Raw genomic sequence first — 18,104 nt, 5'->3', positions numbered from 1 at the left:
GACCTCTCGAACAGGATTCCTGAAATGACTGAAACCCAGACCCAGACCGCGGTGCGCTACGAGCGGGACGCCGACGGCATCGTCACCCTCACCCTGGACGACCCGACCGCGGGCGCCAACACGATGAACGAGCTCTACCAGGAGTCGATGGCGGCTGCCGTCGAACGACTCCACGACGAGCTCGACTCTGCCGATGGCGGGGTCACCGGCGTCGTCATCGCCTCGGCCAAGAAGACCTTCTTCGCCGGCGGCAACCTCAAGAACATGGTCACCACGACCAAGGACCAGGCTGCGGACGTCTTCGCCATGGCGGAGGAGATCAAGGCCGGGCTGCGCCGGATCGAGACCTACCCGCGTCCGGTCGTGGCGGCGATCAACGGCGCCGCCCTCGGTGGTGGCTTCGAGATCTGCCTGGCCAGCAACCACCGCATCGCCGTGGACGGTTCCTACAAGGTCGGCCTGCCCGAGGCGTCGCTCGGCCTGCTGCCCGGCGGCGGCGGCGTGACCCGCATCGTGCGCCTGCTCGGCATCCAGTCCGGCCTGATGGACGTGCTCCTGCAGGGCGTCCAGTTCTCCCCGGCCCAGGCCCTGGAGAAGGGCCTCATCGACGAGGTCGTGGCCAGCCAGGACGACCTGGTCCCCGCCGCGAAGGCGTGGCTGAAGGACAACAAGGACAACGCCGAGGCCGCCTCCAACCCGTGGGACCGTGCCGGCTACAAGATGCCCGGCGGCGCCCCGTCCAACCCGAAGCTCGCTGCCTTCCTGCCGGCCTTCCCCGCGCTGCTGCGCAAGCAGCTCAAGGGTGCCGACTACCCGGCGCAGAAGGCGATCCTCTCGGCTGCCGTCGAGGGTGCCCAGGTCGACTTCGACACCGCTTCGCGCATCGAGTCGCGCTACCTGACGAACCTGATCATCAACCAGGGCTCGAAGAACATGATCCAGGCGTTCTTCTTCGACCTCCAGGCGATCGGCTCCGGCTCGCTGCGCCCCGACGGCTTCGAGCGCTTCAAGGCCACCAAGGTCGGCGTGCTCGGTGCCGGCATGATGGGCGCCGGCATCGCGTACTCGTGTGCTCGTGCGGGCATGGAGGTCGTGCTCAAGGACGTCTCCGACGACAACGCGGCCAAGGGCAAGGCCTACTCCGAGAAGCTGCTCGACAAGGCGATCTCGCGTGGCAAGTCCACCGAGGAGAAGAAGGCCGAGCTGCTCGGTCGGATCACCGCCACCGCCGACCCGGCTGCGCTCAAGGGTTGCGACCTGGTCATCGAGGCCGTCTTCGAGGACCCGTCCCTGAAGGCCAAGGTGATCGGCGAGATCATCGATCACGTCAACCCCGATGCCCTGCTCTGCTCGAACACGTCGACGCTGCCGATCACCGAGCTCGCCGAGGGGGTGGCCCGCCCCGCCGACTTCATCGGCCTGCACTTCTTCAGCCCGGTCGACAAGATGCCGCTGGTCGAGATCATCCGCGGCAAGGAGACCTCCGACGAGGCGCTGGCCAAGGCCTACGACGTGGTCCAGCAGATCAAGAAGACCCCGATCGTGGTCAACGACAGCCGCGGCTTCTACACCTCGCGCGTCATCGGCGTGCAGATCAACGAGGGCCTGGCCATGCTCGGCGAGGGCGTCCACCCGGTCTCCCTCGAGCGTGCCGCGACCCAGGCCGGCTTCCCGGTCGGTCCGCTGCAGATCAGCGACGAGCTCAACATGGAGCTGATGACCAAGATCCGCAAGGCCAACAACGACGCCGCCGCGAAGGCCGGCATCGAGGTCGGCCCGGACCCGGCCGGAGACGTCATCGCGAAGATGATCGAGGCCGGGCGTCCCTCGCGCCTGAAGGGTGCCGGTTTCTACGAGTACGTCGACGGCCGGCGGCAGGGCCTCTGGTCCGGCCTGGCCGAGGCGTTCCCGGTGGCCGAGGAGCAGATCCCGTTCGAGGACATCAAGGACCGGATGCTCTTCGCCGAGGCGCTCGAGACCGCGAAGACCTTCGAGGAGGGCGTCATCACCTCGGCGGCCGCTGCGAACATCGGCTCGATCATGGGCATCGGCTTCCCGGCCAACACCGGTGGCGCCGCGCAGTTCATGACCGGCTACGTTGGCGCCGACGGTGAGGTCGGGCTGGCCGCCTTCATCAAGCGCGCCGAGGAGCTGGCTGCGTCCTACGGCGAGCACCTTGCCCCGACGCAGTACCTCCAGGACATGGTGGCCAAGGGCGAGTCCTTCCCCGCCTGATCCGTCCACGAGGGCCCGTCGACCACGTCGGTCGGCGGGTCCTCTGCGTTGCCGGGAGGGGCTGAGCCGCTCGGCAAGCGGGGGGCTACTTCCTGCCGGGCTGGCCGAGGACCTCGGCGCACCTGCGGGTCTTGGCGGCGTAGGTCCTGGTGGCGGGGTCGGGGGAGTGCATGGCGGAGGCGACCACCGCGTTCTTGAGCAACGCCTTGTCGATGTCCTCGACGCAGGTCACGTAGTCGTCGACGTCGGCGTCGGTGGCCTTGGGGTAGCGATCGCGTCGGCTCTCGACCTCGCCACGCACGTCGCGGCACGCGAGGACCGCTTCGGCGTACGCCTCGGCAACCTGCTCGTCCTTGACACCGGACCGGGACTTCCGAACGGTGAGGTCGTCGTGGAGCATTCCGCCGGCGACCAGCCTGTCAGTGCCCAGGTCGTTGACCAGGTGCTTGCCCATGCAGACCCCGACGTCGCGCTCGAAGTCGGACGGATCCTCGCCCCGGAACTCGACGGAGAGTGCTTGGGCGGCCTGCTGCTCGTCGTCGTCCAAGGTCTGCGCGGAGTCGTTGCCACAGCCGGCCAGTGCCAGCATGACGGCAACGCCCGTGAGCATCCGTCGCATCCGCATGCGCTCCATGATGGCAGGAATGGGGAGGCGGCGTGCCGACCGTGACCTGCGCGGTAGTTTCACGGCATGGACTTCTCACCCTCGCCCCGTGCCGCCGACCTCATTGCACGGGTGGCAGCGTTCATGCGCGACGAGATCAGCCCCGTCGAGGCCGACTACGAGCGTGACCTCGCCGAGGCGCGCCGGACGGGTGATCCGTGGACGCCGCTGCCGATCCTCAAGGAGCTGCAGGGCAGGGCTCGTGCCCAGGGTCTGTGGAACCTCTTCCTGCCCAAGGAGCACGCGGGCGAGTACGCCGCCCGGTTCGGCACCGTTGGCGGCGAAGGACTGACCAACGTCGACTACGCGCCCATCGCAGAGCTGACCGGTCGCTCGGCGATCGCCCCTCTGGTGTTCAACTGCAACGCGCCCGACACCGGCAACATGGAGGTGCTGCTGCGCTACGGCACCGACGAGCAGAGGGCCGAGTGGCTGGAGCCGCTGCTGGACGGGCGGATCCGCAGTGGGTTCGGGATGACCGAGCCGGCCGTGGCCTCCTCCGACGCCACCAACATGGCCGCGACAGCGGTCGTCGACGGCGACGAGGTGGTCATCAACGGCACCAAGTGGTTCACCACCGGCATCGGCAACCCGGACTGCAAGGTGATCGTGTTCATGGGCCTCACCGATCCCGACGCAGACCGCCACCACCGGCACACCATGGTGCTGGTCCCGCGGGACGCCCCCGGCGTGAAGGTGGAGCGGATGCTCACCACGATGGGCATCCACGACGAGCCGCTCGGCCACGGCGAGGTGTCGTTCACCGACGTACGCGTCCCGATCGGCAACATCATCTCCGGGCCCGGGGAGGCCTTTGCGATCGCGCAGGGCCGCCTCGGGCCGGGACGGGTGCACCACTGCATGCGGTTGATCGGGCTGGCCGAGGCCGCCCTCGAGCTCGCCATCCGCCGAGGGCTCGAGCGGACCGCCTTCGGCAAGCCGATCATCAACCTGGGCGGCAACCGCGAGCGCGTCGCCGATGCGCGGATCGCGATCGCCCAGACCCGACTGCTGGTGCTGGACGCGGCGTGGAAGCTCGACCAGGGCGGGCCGGTCAACGCCCTCTCCGAGGTCAGCCAGATCAAGGTCGCGGCCCCACGGATGGCCCAGCAGGTCATCGACTTCGCGATCCAGGTCCACGGCGGAGCCGGGATGACCGACGACTTCCCGCTGGCCGCGGCCTGGACCGGAGCCCGGTCGCTGCGTCTGGCGGACGGACCCGACGAGGTGCACCAGGGCATGGTCGCGCGCCTCGAGCTGGGCCGGTACCTGTGAGGGTCCTGGTCACCGGCGCCGCTTCCGGGCTGGGTGCGGCGCTGTCGGATGCCTTCGAGGCGCGAGGCGACGAGGTGCTGCGGACCGATGTGGTGGCCGAGAGTGGTTTCGAGATGCTCGCTGGCGCTCGCTCCTCAACCACCGAAGGGACCTCGGTGGTTGAGGAGGGCGAGGAACGAGCCCGTCTCGAAACCACTCGCCCCACGATGAAGCTCGACGTCACCTCGGACGAGGACTGGGCGGCGGCCCGCGGGTGGGTCGAGCAGGAGTGGGGCGGGCTCGATGTCCTGGTCAACAACGCCGGTGTGGCCGGTGGGGGACGCCTGGACGTGGCCACCCTCGACGAGTGGCAGTGGATCACCGAGATCAACCTCTTCGGCGCGGTCCGTGGCACGCGCACCTTCGTCCCGATGTTCAAGTCCCAGCGCTCCGGGCACATCGTCAACATCGCCTCCCTCGCCGGGCTCGTCCACCCCGCGGGCATGGCGTCGTACAACGCGGTCAAGGCGGCGGTGGTGGCGCTCAGCGAGACCACCGGCCACGAGCTCGCGTCCTACGACGTGCGCTGCTCGGTGGTCTGCCCGTCGTACTTCCGGACCAACCTGATCGACGGCATGAGGGGCTCCGACGAGGCGCTCGGGGCGGTGATCGGGCAGCTGATCGAGAGCTCGCCCTTCAGTGCCGCCGACATTGCCGCGGCCGTGCTCGAGGGGATGGAACGGGGCGAGGACGTGATCATTCCTGACGAAGCCGCACGCGAAGCATGGAAGCTGAAGCAGAATGACCGCCGGGGGTACGACGCGGTGATGCGCAAGCAGGCCGCACGACTCGACCGGATGGGATGACGTGACCGAGAGCGACGCGGGCAACCCGGCCCGTTCCGTGCGTGACGAGGACGCCTTCGACGTCGAGGCGGTCTCGGCCTGGCTGCGTGCGAACGCCGCCCCCGAGTTCGCCGACACCGTGGCTGCCGACCCTGAGGTGCGCCAGTTCCCCGGTGGTGCGTCGAACCTGACCTACTTGCTGCGCTACCCCGATCGCGACCTGATCCTGCGCCGTCCTCCCGTGGGGCGCAAGGCGGCCGGAGCCCACGACATGGGTCGCGAGTTCCGGATCCAGTCGGCGCTGGCACCGGTCTTCCCCTACGTCCCGGCGATGGTCGGGCTCTGCCGGGACGAGTCGGTCCTCGGCTCCGACTTCTATGTCATGGACAAGGTCGAGGGCACGATCCTGCGCCAGGACTTCCCCGACAGCATCGAGCTGGAGCCCGCTGCGGTCACCACGTTGTGCCGCAACGCGGTCGACGTGCTCATCACGCTGCACCAGGTCGACGCCAGCCGTCCGGACCTGGCTGCCTTCGGCAAGGGCGAGGGGTACGTCGCTCGCCAGGTCGCCGGCTGGTCGACCCGCTTCCGCGCGGCCCGCACCGAGGACATCGGCGACTTCGAGCAGGTGATCGCCTGGTTGGACCGGCACCAGCCCACCGACGTCGCCACCTGCGTGATCCACAACGACTTCCGCTTCGACAACCTGGTGCTCGACGCCGACGACCCGCTCCGCGTGGTCGGCATGCTCGACTGGGAGATGGCCACGCTCGGTGACCCGCTGATGGACCTCGGGGGCGCGGCGGCCTACTGGGTACAGGCCGACGACGACGAGTTCTTCCAGCTGTTCCGTCGGCAACCGACGACGGCTCCGGGGATGTGGTCCCGGCAGGAGCTCGTCGACCACTACTGCGAGCAGATGGGCTTCGAGATGACACCCGAGCGCTGGCGGTTCTACGAGGTGTTCGGGCTGTTCCGGCTGGCCGTCATCGCCCAGCAGATCTACTACCGCTACTTCCACGGCCAGACCCACAACGAGGCCTACGCCGTGTTCGGGGACGCCGCCAGGTACTTGGAACGACGCTGCCTGGAGGTCCTTCGCTGATGGGTCAGATGCTGTTGGTGCGCCACGGGCAGGCTTCGTGGGGAACCGAGGACTACGACGTCCTCTCGTCGCTGGGCTGGGAACAGGGTCGACTGCTGGGCAAGGCCCTGGGCGGACGCGGCCTGGTCCCGGACCTGGTCGTGCAGGGCGGCATGCGCCGCCACCGGGAGACCGCCGAGGCCATCGTCGAGGCGGCCGGCTGGGGAGCGGTCGAGGTGGTGACCGACCCGGGCTGGGACGAGTTCGACCACATCGACATGCTCGCCAAGCATCCCGCCCCCGAGGGCGAGGAGCTGGATCGAGTCCAGTTCCAGGCGTGGTTCGAGCGGGCTTCGGCCCGGTGGACCAGCGGCGGGAACGACCATGAGTACGCCGAGTCGTTCCCGGCGTTCGCGGCCCGGATCGATGACGCCCTGGCACGCACCGCGGCCCGCGTGAGCACGAGCAGCACGGTCCTCGTGGTCACCTCGGGCGGGCCGATCTCGCTCGCCGCCTCGGCGTTGCTGACCGAGCGGGCCGCCGACCTCTCCGCGACGTCGTACGCCGTGATCTGGGGCGAGCTCAACAAGGTCGTGGTGAACTCCTCGATGACCAAGGTGGTGGTCGGGCGCGGAGGCACCAGGCTGGTCTCCTTCAACGAGCACTCCCACCTCGAGGGCGACGGCCTCACCTACCGCTGAGCACCGCCCCGCTCCTGCCCCCACCGCTATCGCTCCCACCCCCACCGGCCCCGAGCAACGCGGTGTCCACGTCACCTCACCCGCGACCGGTCACGTGCGCAGTGACCCCAGCACCGCGCAAGTGCCGGTTGGGGGCGGGAGCCGCACGCCCGGACGGCCGGCGGCTCAGACCATCTTCCTGAACAGCGGCAGGGGTGCGTGCTTCATGACCACGCTCATCGGTGCCCACGGCAGGGGTGGCACGCAGGCCGACTCCTTCTCCTTCTCGATGGCGTGCACGATCGACTTCACGCCCTTCTCGGTGGAGACCTGCAGAGGGTTCTTGTGCTCGGCCTTCTCGTTCATCTCCGAGGCGATGAAGCCCGGGTAGATCACCGAGACCTTGATCGGCTTGCCGTGCAGCTCTGCGCGCAGTCCCTCGGCGAGGTGGGCCACTCCGGCCTTCGTCGCGGCGTACGTCGTCATCGCCTTCGGCAGGCCGCGCATGGCCGACATCGACGAGATCATCACGAAGTGCCCGGACCTCTGGGCCCGGAAGATCTCCATGGCTGCCTCGGACTGGGCGAGCGCTGCGACGAAGTTGGTCATCGCCGTCTCCCGGTTGGCGGCGTAGCGGCCGGTGCCCAGAGGGGCGCCCTTGCCGAGGCCGGCGTTGATGACGATGCGGTCAATCGTGCCGAAGTCCGCGGCGAACCCGCGGAAGACCTCGAAGACCTGCTCGTCGTCGGTCACGTCGAGCGTGCGCAGCTCGACGCGACGATCGGGGTGCTTCGCCACGATCTCGTCCTTCAGGTCCTCGAGCTTGTCCATCCGTCGCGCACAGAGCGCGAGGTCGTGGCCGAGGTGGGCGAACTGGCGGGCCATCTCGGCACCCAGTCCGGCGCTTGCTCCGGTGATCAGAATCGTCTTCGCCATGCTCTGAGTGTCGCGTACTGTTCGGAAACATGAGTGGACGCGTGGTGCATTTCGAGATTCCGTTCAGTGACGGCGACCGGGCCCGGGCCTTCTATGCCGAGGCATTCGGCTGGCAGCTGAACACCGATGCGGGTCGCGCCTACTCGATCGCCACCACGGGCCCGACCGGTCCCGACGGCCCGAGCGAGCCGGGGTTCGTCAACGGTGGCCTGCGTCGCCGGGAGAGCCCGGACGACCGGCCGATGGTGGTCATCGACGTGGACGACATCGACGAGGCGCTGGTGAGGATCGAGTCGCTCGGTGGCGCGGTCGTGCTCGCCAAGCAGGCGGTCGGCGACTTCGGGCACACGGCCTACTTCAAGGACGTCGAGGGCAACATCCTGGGGCTCTGGCAGGACCGCTGACCGTCGGACCATCAAGGATTCCGCGGTCCGGACAAAAAGACAGGCTTGACTGTTTGTTGTTGATGGTGGACTGTTGCCGGTGTGAACACGTCGACGGCCCGCGTTCCGCAGGAGGAGCGCACCCGCGCCATGCGGCAGCGCCTGCTCGAGGCCACCGTCGACTGCCTCGTCGAGGTCGGCTTCGCGCGCACGTCGACGACGCTGGTCTCCCGCCGCGCCGGCGTGAGCCGAGGCGCCCAGCTGCACCACTTCCCCAGCAAGAACGACCTCGTGCTGGCCGCCGTGGAACACCTGACCCGGCTGCGTGGGGACGAGCTGGCGGCTGCCGCGGTCAAGCTGCCGACGGGTGAACGACGTACGCGTGCGGTGCTGCGCATGCTCGGCGACCACTTCGCCAGCCCGGTCTTCACCGCGGCCCTCGAGCTGTGGGTGGCGGCCCGGACCGATCCGGGACTGCTCGAAGCCGTCGGTCCGCTGGAGCAACGCGTCGGGCGTGAGACCCATCGGCTGACGGTCGAGCTCCTCGGCATCGACGAGTCGCAGCCGGGGAACCGGGAGCTGGTGCAGGCCACCCTCGACCTGGTCCGTGGGCTGGGCCTGGCCAACACCATCTCCGACGACAGGCGTCGACGCGGCCGGATCCTCGACCGCTGGGCCATCCAGCTCGACGAAGCCGCCGTCACCGCGTCAACGCGCGCCGTCACGGCGAAGAAGGAGCAAGCATGAACGACGTCCTCGAAGGAGTCCTGGCGGACCTGGCGGCCCAGAGCAGTGAGCTGGAGCAGCAGCTCGTCGCGCTGGGCGACGACCAGTGGCGAACGCCGACCCCGGCCGCCGGCTGGGACATCGCGACCCAGGTCGCCCACCTGGCCTGGACGGACGAGGCGGCGCTGGCAGCGGCGCACAGCGTCGAAGGGGACAAGGGACCCTGGGACGAGCTGGTGCTCGAGGCGATGTCGGACCCCAACCACGTGGTCGACAACGCGGCACTGGCCGGTGGCCGGGCACCGTCAGAGCGGCTCCTGCAGCGGTGGCAGTCCGGCCGGACGGCCCTGGCCGAGGCGCTCCGGGCGGTGCCGGACGGGGCGAAGATGCCGTGGTTCGGTCCACCGATGTCACCCACCTCCATGGCGACCGCACGCTTCATGGAGACCTGGGCCCACAGTCTCGACGTCCACGACGCCCTGGTCGCGGCCGGCCTGGCCGAGCAGGTGCCCGAGCCGACCGACCGGATCAGGCACGTCGCCCACCTCGGCGTGCGCACCCGCAACTTCTCCTTCATGGCCCGCGAGCTGCCGGCGCCCACCGAGGAGTTCCGGGTCACCCTGACAGCACCCTCCGGCGTGACGTGGTCCTACGGACCCGAGGACGCGCGGCAGACGGTGACGGGGTCGGCCCACGACTTCTGCCTGCTGGTCACCCAACGGATCAACCGTGCCGACACCGACCTCGTCGCCACAGGTCCGGACGCCGATGCGTGGCTCGACATCGCCCAGGCCTTCGCCGGCAACCCGGGCTCGGGGAGGGCCGCGAAGTGATCCGCATCGGCAACTGCTCCGGGTTCTACGGCGACCGGCTCTCCGCGATGCGCGAGATGCTCGAGGGCTGCCAAGAAGATGGGCAGAGTCTCGACGTCCTGACCGGTGACTACCTCGCCGAGCTGACCATGCTGATCCTCGGCAAGGACACCCTGCGCGACCCCTCGTTGGGCTACGCCCGCACCTTCGTCCGCCAGGTCGAGGAGAGCCTCGGCCTCGCCCTCGAGAGCGGCGTGAAGATCGTCTCGAACGCGGGCGGCCTCAACCCCGCCGGACTGGCCGAGAAGCTCCGCGAGGTGGCCAGGGGCCTCGGCCTCGACCCGGCGATCGCCCACGTCGAGGGTGACGACCTGCGTGGCGCCGACCTCGAGCTGGGAGCCAACGCGCTCACTGCGAACGCCTACCTCGGCGGCTTCGGCATCGCCCGGGCCCTCGATCGCGGTGCCGACGTCGTGGTCACCGGCCGCGTCACCGATGCGTCCGTCGTGGTCGGCCCGGCGATCTCCCGCTTCGGCTGGAGCCCTGAGCAGTACGACGAGCTCGCCGGCGCCGTCGTCGCCGGTCACGTGATCGAGTGCGGGACCCAGGCCACCGGGGGCAACTTCTCCGGGTTCCGTTCGCTGTTCTCGTCGGGCACGATCGCCGATCCGTTGCAGCCACTCGGCTTCCCGATCGCCGAGGTCTCCGCCGACGGATCCGTGGTGATCACCAAGCACGACGCCACCGGAGGGGCGGTCACCGTCGACACGGTCACCGCGCAGCTGGTCTACGAGATCCAGTCGACCCGCTATCTCGGGCCTGACGTCACCACCCTCCTCGACAGCCTCCGACTCGAGGAGGTGGGACGCGACCGGGTCTCGATCACGGGGGTCAGGGGCGAGGCACCTCCCTCGCAGCTCAAGGTCTGCGTCAACGAGCTCGGTGGCTTCCGCAACACGGTCGAGTTCGTGCTGACCGGGCTCGACGTCGACGCCAAGGGCGACTGGGTGCACCAGCAGATGAGCGCAGCGCTCGCCGCCAGTCCGCCAGCCGAGGTCACCTGGTCCCGGACCTCCCACCCCCAGAGCGATGCCGAGACCGAGGAGTCCGCGTCCTGCCTGCTGCGCTGCACCGCCAAGGACCCCTCGCCCGACCCCGTCGGCAAGCCGTTCACCTCGGCCGCCGTCGAGCTCGCGCTGGCCTCCTACCCGGGCTTCACGATGACCGCGCCGCCCGGCAAGCCTGCGCCCTACGGCATCTACCGAGCGACGTACGTCGATCGCGGCCAGGTCGCGCACACGGTGGTGCATGCCGATGGTTCTCGTGAGGTCATCGCCGATCCCGTGGAGTTCGTGGACCGCGACCAGGAACCGGGCGCGCGTCCCTCGCCGTATCCCGCACCGCGGGACAACCTCACCCGGCGCATGCCGCTGGGCACCTTCGTCCACGCGCGCTCGGGTGACAAGGGTGGTGACGCCAACCTCGGGCTCTGGGTCTTCAACGACGGTTCGTCGAAGCGGGCCGATCGGGTGACCTGGTTGACGAAGCTGATCACACCGAAGCGGATCCGTGAGCTGGTCCCGGAGGCGGCCGACCTCGAGGTCGAGGTGTTCGTGCTCCCGAACCTGGGGGGCGTCAACGTGCTGATCCGTGGCCTGTTGGGTGACGGCGTCGCCGCCTCCACCCGGTTCGACCCGCAGGCCAAGGGCCTGGGGGAGTGGGTGCGCTCGCGGATGGTGAGCATCGAGGACGCACTCCTGTGAGCGCCGAGCACGAGGCCCTGCGCGCCACGGCCACCGAGTTCGTCCGCCGGGAGGTGGCACCGCACCTGCAGGAGTGGGAGGACACCGGCTCCATCCCGCGGTCGCTGCACCCGGCAGCCGCGAGGCAGGGGTTGCTCGGCGTCTCGTTTCCCGAGGAGGTGGGCGGGCAGGGTGGCGACATCCTCGACTCGATCGTGCTGCAGGAGGCGATGTTCGCCGAGGGCGCCTCCAGCGGCCTGATGGCCGGGCTCTTCACCGGTGGCATCGCGCTGCCCCACTTGGCCGCGAACGGCTCGGCTGATCTCGTCGACCGCTTCGTGCGTCCCACCCTGGCCGGCGAGAAGATCGGCTCGCTCGGGGTCACGGAGCCCGGCGGCGGGTCCGACGTCGCCGGCATCACCACTCGCGCCGAGCGCTCCGGCGACCACTTCGTCGTCAACGGCGCCAAGACCTTCATCACCTCCGGCGTGCGCGCCGACTTCGTCACCACCGCCGTCCGCACGGGCGGCCCGGGCCACGCGGGTGTCTCGCTCCTGGTGATCGAGAAGGACACCCCGGGCTTCACCGTCGACCGGTCGCTGCGCAAGATGGGCTGGCACTGCTCCGACACCGCCGAGCTGTCCTTCGTCGACGTGCAGGTCCCGGTGACGAACCTGGTCGGTGAGGAGAACTCGGGGTTCGTGCAGATCGCCGAGCAGTTCGTCGTCGAACGCCTGGCACTCGCCGTGCACGGGTACGGCGTCGCCGGACGCGCGCTGGCTCTGGCTGCGGCGTACGCGAAGGAACGCCAGACCTTCGGACGCCCGCTCGCGGACCGGCAGGTGATCCGGCACAAGCTGGTCGACATGCATCGTCGCGTCGAGACGGCGCGGGTCTACACGCACCACGTCGCCGCGAGGCACGCCGCCGGTGAATCGGTGATTGCTGAGGCCTGCTTGGCGAAACAGACCGCGGTCGAGACCGCGGAACAGGTCTGCCACGAGGCCGTCCAGGTCTTCGGAGGGGCGGGCTACATGCACGGGACCGAGGTGGAGCGGCACTACCGCGACGCGCGCATCCTCGGCATCGGTGGAGGCGCGACGGAGGTCCTCACCGACCTTGCCGCACGACTGCTCGGCTATGCCGGGGAAGGACGATGATGAAGCTGATGACCGACCCGGGCGGCTCGGTGACGCTGCACATGAGGGCCACGCCCAAGCAGGTGTGGGACCTGGTCAGCGACGTCACCAGGATCGGAGAGTTCTCCCCGGAGACCTTCGAGGCCGAGTGGACCCGCGGGGCGACCGGCCCCGAGAAGGGGGCGACCTTCCGCGGGCACGTGAAGCGCAACGGCGTGGGCCCGACGTACTGGACACCGTGCAAGGTGACCGAGTGCGTGCCGGAGCAGCAGTTCGAGTTCGCCGTGATGCTGGGCGGGCCGGCCAACCACTGGGGCTACCTGCTGACGCCGGAGAACGAGGGCACCAGCGTCACCGAGTACTTCCGGCTGACCCCCACGCTGCCGATGCGGGCCTACTGGACCCTGCTGGGCAGGCTGCGCGGGCGCACCAACGAGCGGGGCATGCGAACAACCCTGGAGCGGATCAAGAAGGTGGTCGAGGCATGAGCGCCGGGACAGTGGAGACAGTCGGGACACCGGCCGAGCCGACTCGGCGCGAGGCGATGCTGGCGAAGATCGACGAGCTGCACGCCGAGCAGACCAAGGCGGTCGAGGCCGGCGGGAAGTACGTCGCGCGACACAAGGAGCGTGGCAAGCTCACGGCCCGCGAGCGCATCGAGCTGCTCGTGGACGAGGGCTCGGCCTTCCTGGAGCTGATGCCGCTGGCAGGTTGGGGCAGCGACTTCGCGGTGGGCGCCTCGCTGGTGACCGGCATCGGTGTGGTCGAGGGGGTCGAGTGCATGATCGTCGCCAACGACCCGACGGTGAAGGGCGGGGCGCTCAACCCGTGGTCGGTGAAGAAGTCGTTCCGTGCCGCCGACATCGCTGCCGAGAACCGGTTGCCGACGATCAACCTGACCGAGTCCGGTGGCGCCGACCTGCCGACCCAGAAGGAGATCTTCATTCCCGGTGGACGCGGGTTCCGTGAGCTGACCCGCGCGTCGGCGCGCAAGGTACCCACCGTGTCCGTGGTCTTCGGCAACTCCACCGCTGGCGGCGCCTACGTGCCGGGCATGAGCGACTACGTGATCATGGTCAAGGAGCAGGCCAAGGTGTTCCTGGCGGGTCCGCCGCTGGTGAAGATGGCCACCGGTGAGGAGACCGACGACGAGTCGCTCGGCGGTGCCGAGATGCACTCACGTGTCTCCGGTTCGTCGGACTTCCTGGCCGTCGACGAGCGCGACGCCCTGCGCATCGCGCGGCGCGTGGTGGCGAGGTTGAACTGGCGCAAGCAGGGCGTGACGTCATCCGTCCCGGTCGCCCTGGGCGCCGGTCCGTATGACGTTGCGGGCTTTGCGGAGCCCGACCTGGACCCGGACGACCTGCTCGACCTGATCCCGACCGACCTCAAGGAGCCGTTCGACCCGCGCGAGGCGATCCTGCGCATCGTCGACGGCACCAGTGCCGGCAACGCGGTCCCGTTCGACGAGTTCAAGCCGCTCTACGGCTCGTCCCTCTGTGTGGGGTGGGCCAACCTGCACGGGCAGCCGATCGGCATTCTCGCCAACGCCCGGGGCGTGCTGATGAGTGAGGAGGCGCAGAAGGCCGCCCAGTTCATCCAGCTGGCCAACCAGAAGGACACGCCGCTGCTGTTCCTGCACAACACCACCGGCTACATGGTCGGCAAGGAGTACGAGCAGGGCGGCATCATCAAGCACGGCGCGATGATGATCAACGCGGTGAGCAACTCCACCGTCCCTCACCTCACGGTGATCATGGGCGCTTCCTACGGCGCCGGCAACTACGGCATGAACGGGCGCGCCTACGACCCGCGCTTCCTGTTCACCTGGCCGAGTGCCAAGTCGGCGGTGATGGGTCCGCAGCAGCTGGCCGGCGTGCTCGAGATCGTGGCGAAGCAGTCCGCCGAGTCGAAGGGCAAGGTCTTCGACGCCGAGGAGTTCCAGGGCGTCAAGGACATGGTGGAGGCGATGGTGGAGGAGCAGTCGCTGCCCTACTTCCTCTCCGGGATGGTCTACGACGATGGCGTCATCGACCCGCGTGACACCCGCACGGTGCTGGGCATCTGCCTCTCCGTCATCAACAACCAACCGATCGAGGGCGCGATGAACTTCGGCGTCTTCCGGATGTAGGAGGTCCGGTATGAGCTTGCGAATACCGGAAGGTCGACTAGGTCGAGCAGCGCCACGGCTGAGGAACGAAGCCGTGTTGCGCGTGTCGAGACATCAGCGACCGAGGTCGCAAGGGGCGGGTCGAAACCAGAGGGACCCAGCAAAGGGGAAGAAATGATCAAGCGCATCCTTGTGGCCAACCGTGGCGAGATCGCGCGTCGCATCTTCACCACGGCTCGTCGCGTCGGCATCGAGACCGTTGCGGTCCACTCCGACGCCGATGTCGACCTGCCGTTCGTCCGCGAGGCCGACGCCGCCGTGAGGCTCCCGGGCAACACGCCGGCGGAGACCTACCTGCGCGCGGACCTCGTGCTCGAGGCGGCTCGTCGCACGGGGGCCGACGCGATCCACCCCGGCTACGGCTTCCTGTCGGAGAACGCCGACTTCGCCCGGAAGGTGATCGGGGCCGGGCTGACCTGGATCGGCCCCGCGCCCGAGTCGATCGTGTCCATGGGTTCCAAGATCGAGTCGAAGAAGCTGATGGCCGCGGCCGGCGTACCGGTCCTGCCCGACCTGACGGTCGACACGGCGACGGAGGACGACCTGCCGCTGCTGGTGAAGGCGTCCGCCGGTGGCGGCGGCCGCGGCATGCGGATCGTGCGCACCCTGGCCGACCTGCCCCGCGAGATCGCCGCGGCACAGGCGGAGGCGGAGGCCGCGTTCGGCGACGGGACCGTCTTCGTCGAGCCGTACGTCGAGCACAGCCGCCACGTCGAGGTGCAGGTCGTCGGCGACCGGTTCGGCGAGGTCGCCGTCCTCGGTGAGCGCGACTGCTCGGTGCAGCGTCGTCACCAGAAGGTGATCGAGGAAGCGCCCGCGCCGAACATCGACCCGACCGTGGTTGCGCAGATGCACGAGGCCGCTCGCAACGCCGGCAGCGCCATCGACTACCTGGGAGCCGGCACCGTCGAGTTCCTCTATGACCCGGACAAGGAGCGGTTCTTCTTCCTTGAGATGAACACCCGACTTCAGGTCGAGCACCCGGTCACCGAGGCCGTCTTCGACGTCGACCTGGTCGAGCTGCAGTTGGCCGTGGCCGAGGGGCGGAGCCTGGCTGGTCTCGATACACCCCGCTCGTCCCTCGCAGGGCACTCGACCAGCGAAGCCGGAACTGCGGGGCACTCGACCAGCGAACCCGGAACTGCGGGGCACTCGACCAGCGAAGCCACTTTCGGTGGTCGAGTAGGCGCCGAGGGACGAGGCGACGTATCGAGACCTGCTGGCCACGCGATCGAGGTGCGGCTGTATGCCGAGGACCCGGCGCACGACTGGCAACCGCAGAGCGGCAGGTTGACCAGCTTCGAGATCCCGGGCCTGACCGAGTTCGAGCGGGCCGGTCGTGCCGGCGTACGCGTCGACTCGGGCTTCGAGTCGGGCAGCGAGGTCTCCACGCACTACGACGCGATGCTGGCCAAGGTGATCGCCTGGGCGCCCACGCGCGCGGAGACCGCACGGATGCTGGCCGGCGCCCTGCGCCGAGCGCGGCTGCACGGCATCGTCACCAACCGGGACATGTTGGTTGCCGCGCTGATGAACGAGTCGTTCCTCTCCGGCGAGGTGAGCACTGCCTTCTTCGACCGCGAGCCGGCGGTGCTCGACGCGGGCACCGGCGACCCGGATCCCACCACGCTGTTCGCCGCGGCCGTGCTCCGCGCTGAGCAGGTCGCCGCCCGTCGCAAGGTCCAGACCCGGATCCCCGTGGGCTGGCGCAACGTCGTCTCCCAACCGCAGCGAACGACCTTCAGCGTCGGCGAGACCGAGCACGTCGTGGAGTGGACGACGGGTCGCTCCGGCTACGAGGCTGCCTCGAGCGACACCGGCATCGAGGTGCTCGAGGCCTCGCCGCACGCCGTACACCTGCGGGTGAACGGCATCTCGACGCGCTTCGACGGCGTGGTCACCGATGACCACGTGCACGTCGACGGCCCGCTGGGAGCGGTGAGCCTGCGGGTCGTGCCACGCTTCGTGGATCCTGCCGACCAGGTCGCCGAGGGATCGCTCCTCGCGCCGATGCCCGGCACCATCATCTCGGTCGGGGCCTCGGTCGGTGACCAGGTCGACGAAGGCCAGACCATCCTGGTGATGGAGGCGATGAAGATGCAGCACACCATCGCTGCGCCGTACGCCGGGACCGTCACCGAGCTGCCGGCGACCGCCGGCCAGCAGGTCGAGGCAGGCGCCGTGCTCGCCGTGGTCTCGACCGACCAATCCACCGACTCCGAAGGAGAACCCGCATGACTGTCACGATGTTCAGCGAGCCGGAGGAGCGCCTCGCGCTGCGCGAGTCCGTGAAGAAGCTGGCCGGGAAGTATGGCCGTGAGTTCGTCGAGAAGCAGGCTCGCGAGGGCGGCAAGATGACCGACATGTGGCTCGAGATGGGTCGCAACGGGTTCCTCGGGGTCAACATCGAGGAGCAGTACGGCGGCGGTGGCGGCGGGATGGCCGATCTCGCGGCCGTGCTCGAGGAGTGTGCAGCTGCGGGCGCGCCGTTGCTGATGATGGTGGTCAGCCCCGCGATCTGTGGGTCGATCATCGGCCGCTGCGGCACCGAGGAGCAGAAGAAGGAGTGGCTGCCCGGCATCGCCGACGGCACCCACCTGATGGCCTTCGGCATCACCGAGGCCGACGCCGGCTCCAACTCCCACCAGATCACCACCACCGCCACCCGCGACGGTGACCACTGGGTGCTCAACGGCCAGAAGACCTTCATCTCCGGCGTTGACGAGGCGCAGTCGGTGCTGATCGTCTCGCGCACCGCGGACGCGAAGACCGGCAAGCTGAAGCCGGCACTGTTCGTCGTGCCCACGGACGCCGAGGGCTTCGAGAAGCAGCCGATCCCGATGTCGTGGCAGGCGCCGGAGAAGCAGTTCACGTTGTTCCTCGACAACGTGCGGGTGCCGGCCTCGGCGCTCGTCGGGGACGAGGACGCCGGTCTGTGGCAGCTCTTCGCCGGGCTAAACCCGGAGCGGATCATGGGCGGTGCGTTCTCGTGCGGGATGGCCCGCTATGCCCTCGAGAAGGCCGTCGCCTATGCCAAGGAACGCTCCGTCTGGAAGGACCAGGCGATCGGCGCCCACCAGGGCATCGCGCACCCGTTGGCCAAGACCAAGATCGAGCTCGAGCAGGCCAGGCTGCTGTGGCAGAAGGCCGCCGCACTCTATGACGCCGGCGACGACATGGCCGCAGGCGAGTACGCCAACATGGCCAAGTACGCCGGTGGCGAGGTCGCCTGCAACGCCACCGATGTCGCGGTGCACACCCATGGCGGCAACGGGCTCACCCAGGAGTACGGCCTGGGCAACATGCTGGTCGCGGCTCGTCTGGGTCGGATCGCGCCCGTCTCGCGGGAGATGATCCTCAACTTCGTCGCGATGCACTCGTTGGGTCTGCCCAAGTCCTACTGACCGATGACCACCGGGACACCGAACCCCGCC

General features: G+C 69.1%; 16 protein-coding genes. 14 read left to right on the top strand and 2 right to left on the bottom strand.

The genetic code is table 11. The features are described 5' to 3' along the window. Window positions 1-24: 24 nt before the first annotated feature. A complete protein-coding gene (locus ncot_RS18365; RefSeq protein ID WP_168618901.1) occupies window positions 25-2,235 on the top strand; it encodes a 3-hydroxyacyl-CoA dehydrogenase NAD-binding domain-containing protein in 2,211 nt (736 codons plus the stop codon). Between the two features lie 85 nt (window positions 2,236-2,320). Here ncot_RS18365 and ncot_RS18360 read toward each other — a convergent pair whose 3' ends face one another. Then, a complete protein-coding gene (locus ncot_RS18360; RefSeq protein ID WP_168618900.1) occupies window positions 2,321-2,860 on the bottom strand; it encodes a hypothetical protein in 540 nt (179 codons plus the stop codon). 66 nt (window positions 2,861-2,926) lie between these two features. On the opposite strand from ncot_RS18360, the gene ncot_RS18355 reads away from it, so the two are divergent. Genes ncot_RS18355 through ncot_RS18340 form a run of 4 tightly spaced genes read left to right on the top strand, consistent with a single transcriptional unit; the run spans window position 2,927 to window position 6,783 of the window. Then, window positions 2,927-4,174 carry an acyl-CoA dehydrogenase family protein gene (locus ncot_RS18355; RefSeq protein WP_168618899.1) on the top strand — a complete coding sequence of 416 codons (1,248 nt, stop codon included), beginning with the start codon at window positions 2,927-2,929 and terminating at the stop codon, window positions 4,172-4,174. Then, window positions 4,171-5,019, top strand: a complete 849-nt coding sequence (locus ncot_RS18350; protein ID WP_168618898.1) for an SDR family NAD(P)-dependent oxidoreductase — start codon at window positions 4,171-4,173, stop codon at window positions 5,017-5,019. The genes ncot_RS18355 and ncot_RS18350 overlap by 4 nt, the downstream gene beginning before the upstream one ends. Window position 5,020: 1 nt before the next feature. Next, window positions 5,021-6,103, top strand: coding sequence for a phosphotransferase family protein (locus ncot_RS18345; RefSeq protein WP_168618897.1), 1,083 nt, complete (start codon window positions 5,021-5,023; stop codon window positions 6,101-6,103). Continuing rightward, window positions 6,103-6,783 carry a histidine phosphatase family protein gene (locus tag ncot_RS18340; protein ID WP_168618896.1) on the top strand — a complete coding sequence of 227 codons (681 nt, stop codon included), beginning with the start codon at window positions 6,103-6,105 and terminating at the stop codon, window positions 6,781-6,783. Before ncot_RS18345 ends, ncot_RS18340 begins: the two co-directional genes overlap by 1 nt. A 165-nt stretch (window positions 6,784-6,948) precedes the next feature. On the opposite strand, the gene ncot_RS18335 is transcribed toward ncot_RS18340, so the two are convergent. After that, entirely contained in the window at window positions 6,949-7,698 is a 750-nt protein-coding gene (locus tag ncot_RS18335) for an SDR family oxidoreductase (RefSeq protein ID WP_168618895.1), read from the bottom strand. Between the two features lie 29 nt (window positions 7,699-7,727). On the opposite strand from ncot_RS18335, the gene ncot_RS18330 reads away from it, so the two are divergent. The 9 genes from ncot_RS18330 to ncot_RS18290 all read left to right on the top strand — a co-directional run bounded on the left by ncot_RS18330 (window position 7,728) and on the right by ncot_RS18290 (window position 18,074). Beyond that, window positions 7,728-8,102 carry a VOC family protein gene (locus tag ncot_RS18330; RefSeq protein ID WP_168618894.1) on the top strand — a complete coding sequence of 125 codons (375 nt, stop codon included), beginning with the start codon at window positions 7,728-7,730 and terminating at the stop codon, window positions 8,100-8,102. Window positions 8,103-8,183: 81 nt separating this feature from the next. Beyond that, window positions 8,184-8,828, top strand: a complete 645-nt coding sequence (locus ncot_RS18325; protein ID WP_240937969.1) for a TetR family transcriptional regulator — start codon at window positions 8,184-8,186, stop codon at window positions 8,826-8,828. After that, on the top strand, window positions 8,825-9,640 hold the full coding sequence (locus tag ncot_RS18320; protein WP_168618893.1) for a TIGR03084 family metal-binding protein: 816 nt from the start codon (window positions 8,825-8,827) through the stop codon (window positions 9,638-9,640). The genes ncot_RS18325 and ncot_RS18320 overlap by 4 nt, the downstream gene beginning before the upstream one ends. Then, window positions 9,637-11,382 carry an acyclic terpene utilization AtuA family protein gene (locus tag ncot_RS18315; RefSeq protein WP_168618892.1) on the top strand — a complete coding sequence of 582 codons (1,746 nt, stop codon included), beginning with the start codon at window positions 9,637-9,639 and terminating at the stop codon, window positions 11,380-11,382. Before ncot_RS18320 ends, ncot_RS18315 begins: the two co-directional genes overlap by 4 nt. After that, window positions 11,379-12,521, top strand: coding sequence for an acyl-CoA dehydrogenase family protein (locus tag ncot_RS18310; RefSeq protein ID WP_168618891.1), 1,143 nt, complete (start codon window positions 11,379-11,381; stop codon window positions 12,519-12,521). The genes ncot_RS18315 and ncot_RS18310 overlap by 4 nt, the downstream gene beginning before the upstream one ends. Further along, the gene (locus ncot_RS18305; protein WP_206065039.1) at window positions 12,518-12,988 is read left to right on the top strand and encodes an SRPBCC family protein; all 471 of its coding nucleotides are present in this window, start codon (window positions 12,518-12,520) and stop codon (window positions 12,986-12,988) included. Before ncot_RS18310 ends, ncot_RS18305 begins: the two co-directional genes overlap by 4 nt. Next, window positions 12,985-14,631 carry an acyl-CoA carboxylase subunit beta gene (locus ncot_RS18300; RefSeq protein ID WP_168618890.1) on the top strand — a complete coding sequence of 549 codons (1,647 nt, stop codon included), beginning with the start codon at window positions 12,985-12,987 and terminating at the stop codon, window positions 14,629-14,631. The genes ncot_RS18305 and ncot_RS18300 overlap by 4 nt, the downstream gene beginning before the upstream one ends. A 153-nt stretch (window positions 14,632-14,784) precedes the next feature. Next, window positions 14,785-16,908 (top strand): biotin carboxylase N-terminal domain-containing protein, encoded by a 2,124-nt coding sequence (locus tag ncot_RS18295; protein ID WP_168618889.1) that lies wholly within the window; start codon window positions 14,785-14,787, stop codon window positions 16,906-16,908. Further along, window positions 16,905-18,074: an acyl-CoA dehydrogenase family protein gene (locus ncot_RS18290; protein WP_168618888.1), complete on the top strand. Its 1,170-nt coding sequence runs from the start codon at window positions 16,905-16,907 to the stop codon at window positions 18,072-18,074. The genes ncot_RS18295 and ncot_RS18290 overlap by 4 nt, the downstream gene beginning before the upstream one ends. Window positions 18,075-18,104 lie beyond the last annotated feature (30 nt).

This window comes from Nocardioides sp. JQ2195, from assembly GCF_012272695.1.
Taxonomy (GTDB): domain Bacteria; phylum Actinomycetota; class Actinomycetes; order Propionibacteriales; family Nocardioidaceae; genus Nocardioides.
This window is presented reverse-complemented; position numbering and strand designations above follow the sequence as displayed.

Coding starts and splice junctions, on each gene's coding strand:
- ncot_RS18320 (WP_168618893.1), top strand. CDS start 8,825: ATGAACGACGTCCTCGAAGGAGTCCTGGCGGACCTGGCGGCCCAGAGC.
- ncot_RS18340 (WP_168618896.1), top strand. CDS start 6,103: ATGGGTCAGATGCTGTTGGTGCGCCACGGGCAGGCTTCGTGGGGAACC.
- ncot_RS18295 (WP_168618889.1), top strand. CDS start 14,785: ATGATCAAGCGCATCCTTGTGGCCAACCGTGGCGAGATCGCGCGTCGC.
- ncot_RS18305 (WP_206065039.1), top strand. CDS start 12,518: ATGATGAAGCTGATGACCGACCCGGGCGGCTCGGTGACGCTGCACATG.
- ncot_RS18360 (WP_168618900.1), bottom strand. CDS start 2,860: ATGCGGATGCGACGGATGCTCACGGGCGTTGCCGTCATGCTGGCACTG.
- ncot_RS18335 (WP_168618895.1), bottom strand. CDS start 7,698: ATGGCGAAGACGATTCTGATCACCGGAGCAAGCGCCGGACTGGGTGCC.
- ncot_RS18365 (WP_168618901.1), top strand. CDS start 25: ATGACTGAAACCCAGACCCAGACCGCGGTGCGCTACGAGCGGGACGCC.
- ncot_RS18300 (WP_168618890.1), top strand. CDS start 12,985: ATGAGCGCCGGGACAGTGGAGACAGTCGGGACACCGGCCGAGCCGACT.
- ncot_RS18330 (WP_168618894.1), top strand. CDS start 7,728: ATGAGTGGACGCGTGGTGCATTTCGAGATTCCGTTCAGTGACGGCGAC.
- ncot_RS18355 (WP_168618899.1), top strand. CDS start 2,927: ATGGACTTCTCACCCTCGCCCCGTGCCGCCGACCTCATTGCACGGGTG.
- ncot_RS18290 (WP_168618888.1), top strand. CDS start 16,905: ATGACTGTCACGATGTTCAGCGAGCCGGAGGAGCGCCTCGCGCTGCGC.